This is a genomic window from Moorena sp. SIO3B2 (assembly GCF_010692525.1).
In the GTDB taxonomy this organism is placed as follows: Bacteria; Cyanobacteriota; Cyanobacteriia; order Cyanobacteriales; family Coleofasciculaceae; genus Moorena; species Moorena producens.
Genome location: NZ_JAAHHE010000503.1, coordinates 1 through 3,823, shown reverse-complemented (window position 1 = coordinate 3,823; position 3,823 = coordinate 1). Strand labels below are relative to the sequence as shown.

The window sequence follows — 3,823 nt, the reverse complement described above, 5'->3', positions numbered from 1 at the left end:
TCGGTCGTTTAATCTTCCAATACGCTTCCTTCAACAACAGCCGTTCCTTGCACTTCTTCTTGGGTGCATGGCCTGTAATCGGCATCTGGTTTACTGCACTGGGCATCAGCACCATGGCATTTAACCTGAATGGCTTCAACTTCAACCAGAGCATCATTGACTCACAAGGTCACGTGATCAACACCTGGGCTGACGTACTCAACCGTGCCAACCTAGGTTTCGAGGTCATGCACGAGCGTAACGCTCACAACTTCCCTCTAGACCTAGCTGCGGCTGAAGCTACTCCTGTAGCTTTGACTGCTCCAGTTATCAACGGCTAATAAGAGTTTAATCTCATCACCCCTAGGGGAGTACACAAGTACCCCCTATCAGCGCTCTCCAAAAAGGGAGCGCTTTTTTATTTGGTGGCAAAGCACCAATCGCTTTTCCAAAAAAAATAAGAGAGCCGTCAAAAAGACTCTCTAGGTCATCAGGGTGCATCTATCTACTGATATCAATATAACAGATTTAGTGAGGGGTGTCACCCCTCATTTAATAATTTTCCAAGCAGCTGACCCTAGGTATAGCGCTACGCGCAAGTCAGCAAGGTTCGAAGTCAGAAGTCAAAAGTAAGCTATGACTAAGTTTTGGAATTTAGGAATGTCCTAATCTAAATGGGTAGTGCTATATGTTCACGTATCAATTTTCCCAAAAAAAAAAAATAAGAGAGCCGTCAAAAAGACTCTCTGGATCATCAGGGTGCATCTATCTACTGATCTCAATATAACAAATTTAGCGAGGGGTGTCACCCCTCATAGATAAAATTTGGTAAAAATTCCCTAATCGACAGTATTGTTCAGCTTAACTGGCTGCTTCCCAATCAAAGCTAAGATTGGCAGTTATTCAGTAATTTAAGATTACGATAGTGCTCTAGTTCCGAGAAAAGGCGAAATTAGCAAAACTCAATTCATTTGTGCCATGCCACTTGTAAATTTGCTTGCGAAACCCCTTCCACTGTTCATAAACCTTCTTAAACTTGGGATCTTTGCTAGCATCTTCCTCAAATAAATCGAATGATGCTTTCTCAGCCGCCTGCAAAATGTCTTGAGAGTAAGGAGTCAACTTAGCACCTGCTTTAATCAAGCGTTCCAATGCCGCTCCATTCAAAGCATCATACTTAGCCCCCATGTTGATATTGGCGTACCTGGCGGCATCTTTAAAGATTTCCTGATAGTCCTTAGGCAACTTATCCCAAGCTTTTTTATTAACCTGTACCTCTAGGGTTGGTCCGGGTTCCCACCAGCCGGGATAATAATAGAACTTAGCTGCTTTGTACAAGCCCAGCTTCTCATCATCATAGGGACCAACCCATTCAGCAGCATCAATGGCTCCCCGGTCTAGGGCAAGGAAAATGTCACCCCCAGGTAATACTTGGACATTCACCCCCAAGCGCTCCATCACTTTACCTCCTAATCCAGGGATACGCATTTTTAATCCCTTCAGGTCAGCTACAGAATTAATTTGTTTCTTGAACCAACCTCCCATCTGAGCACTGGTGTTACCCGCTGGAAAATTAATCACGCCAAAGTCAGCATAGAGTTCCTGAAGTAATTCCAAGCCACCACCGTGGTACAACCAGGCATTTTGTTGTGGAGCGGTTAGACCAAAGGGTACACTAGTGCCGAATGCTAAGGCTGGATTTTTGCCAACGTAGTAGTAACTAGCGGTATGACCACACTCAACGGTTCCCTGTTGCACGGCATCGAGAACCGCTAATCCTGGTACAATTTCACCAGCAGCAGAGGGGGTAATCTGGAAACGCCCATTGGTCATGGCACTGACCCGCTTACAGACAGTATCAGCTCCCCCATAGATAGTATCCAGGGATTTTGGCCAGCTGGTGACCATTTTCCATCGAACTATAGGCTGACTGCCAGATTGAGCAACGGGTCCTGTACTAGCTTGATTACAGGATGCTAAGGCAGCTGTACTGGCTGCACCAAGCGCAGCGTTACTAAAAAATTTTCGGCGTTTCATGGTTGTTGATTCAATAGTGGGTCATCTTTTGGGCAAATTCTATCAACTTTATTAACTAGACACCCTTTCGCCAAAGGAATATCGCAGGTAAGCATTCAGTTATCAGCCGTCAGCCGTCAGCTAATGAATGGACTGAATTGTGATCTCATTTCTGGTTGAATACTTACACTTTTGCGAATCGAAGGCATTTGGCACCCACCCCTAACCCCTCCCAGGAGGGGAATGGCAGCTATGCTGAAGTAAAGGAGTAAGGTTTCAAGGGAGAAAGTTTTTTATCACTAATTCTCCGGACATGATATGAGAATTTTGTTCCCAGATCCGCTGTTCCCAGATCCGCTGTTCCCAGATCCGCTGTTCCCTATTCCCAGATCCGCTGTTCCCTTTGCTATTTACCTAGATGTGATATCAGCGATCGCATTCTTAGTCATAGCTGCGATCGCTTTATCTGTAGCTTTCGGTAAATGATAGTACTTACCACCTGCTTGTTTAGCTAATTCCTTAGCAAAACCAGTAGAAACAAACTTACTCTCGGTATCAATCACTAATAATTGAACCCCATTAGCTCGAATGCGAGCAGCAATTTCCAACAATTCCCCTTTAATATCTGGCTTTTCCCCTTCTGGTAGAGTTTCTCCCAAGGAACGAGCTAAGGGAATATTGCCCCGACCATCAGTAATTGCCACAATTACCACTTGACCAATATCCCCAGACAATTGAGCATTCATGCCCACATGCACTGCTTGAGTCAATCCATGAGCTAAAGGGGAACCGCCACCACAAGGTAATCGCTCCAAACGCCGCTTTGCTAAAGCAATGGAACGGGTAGGGGGTAACAGCACATCGGCTTGTTCTCCCCGGAAGGGAATCAGGGAGACTTGGTCACGGTTTTCATAAGCTTCCGTCAGAAGCTGCATCACTGCTCCTTTAGCAGATTGCATCCGGTTTAGAGCCATAGACCCTGACGCATCTACCACAAAAACTACCAAGGAGCCAGCTTTTCGGGCTAACCGCTTGGATCGTAAATCCCCTTGTTCGATAATAACCCGACGGTTAGGATGACGTTGCCTACGAGCTTTTTGATAGGGTGCAGCAGCTCTGAGGGTGGCATCTACAGCAATCCGCCTTACTTTACCCTTCGGTAGTATCGGTTTGACATACCGACCCCGGTCTTCTGAAAAGATAATGCTACGGTTTCCGGACTTACCTTGCCGTTGTGCCATCTGGGCAAAGTAGAGCACACTCGGGTCAAGGATCACCCCTTCTGGGTCAAAGAGAAACTCTTCCGGGATATTCGGAGCTTCCTGTTCTTGCTCCTCTGAGTCATTGTCGTCCTCTTTGTCTTCCTCTTGGTCTTGCTCTTCCTGAGATTGATCTTGTGGGGGTGGGGGAGGAGGAGGTTGTGGTGCTTCTTCTGGTGGTGTTTCTACCATAGTGGCACGGGGGACAATTACCAATTCCACCGCCCGACGCAAATCCTCGGAATTAACTGTCTGACGACCCTCTAAGGCTGCTGCAGCTTTTGCAACTCGAACGGCAAACAGTTCTGCCCGATGACCTTGGACACCACCTCGGATGGCTTCATTGACGAGATAGGTAATTTGGTCATGGGTAATCTCAACATCCTTGAGCCACTCTCGCGCTAGAATAATATCCGTCTTGAGGGTATCAAGATCCTCCTGATATTCCTCCAGAAACTGCTGGGGAGAGTTAGCGTATGCGATCGCTTGTTCTACTGCCTCCACCCGTTGCTCTAATGCCAAAACACCGTCAGCAGAGAGGGTAATGGCAATTCTGTCCAATAAATGTT

Annotated in this window: 2 protein-coding genes and 1 pseudogene; 1 reads left to right on the top strand and 2 read right to left on the bottom strand. The window is 46.5% G+C overall.

What is annotated here, in order from left to right; all coding sequences use genetic code 11:
- Positions 1 to 320: pseudogene (locus F6K38_RS37040) on the top strand (photosystem II q(b) protein); the annotation flags it as partial.
- A 589-nt stretch (positions 321 to 909) separates the two neighbouring features.
- Here F6K38_RS37040 and F6K38_RS37035 read toward each other — a convergent pair.
- The gene (locus tag F6K38_RS37035) at positions 910 to 2,016 is read right to left on the bottom strand and encodes a TRAP transporter substrate-binding protein (protein ID WP_008185167.1); all 1,107 of its coding nucleotides are present in this window, start codon (positions 2,014 to 2,016) and stop codon (positions 910 to 912) included.
- Positions 2,017 to 2,405: 389 nt separating this feature from the next.
- The coding region (gene bchD, locus F6K38_RS37030; protein ID WP_287359997.1) for a magnesium chelatase ATPase subunit D at positions 2,406 to 3,823 on the bottom strand (1,418 nt) is incomplete at its 5' end.

Excerpts from the sequence above, each read along its gene's own strand:
- F6K38_RS37035 (WP_008185167.1), bottom strand. The coding sequence starts at position 2,016 with ATGAAACGCCGAAAATTTTTTAGTAACGCTGCGCTTGGTGCAGCCAGT.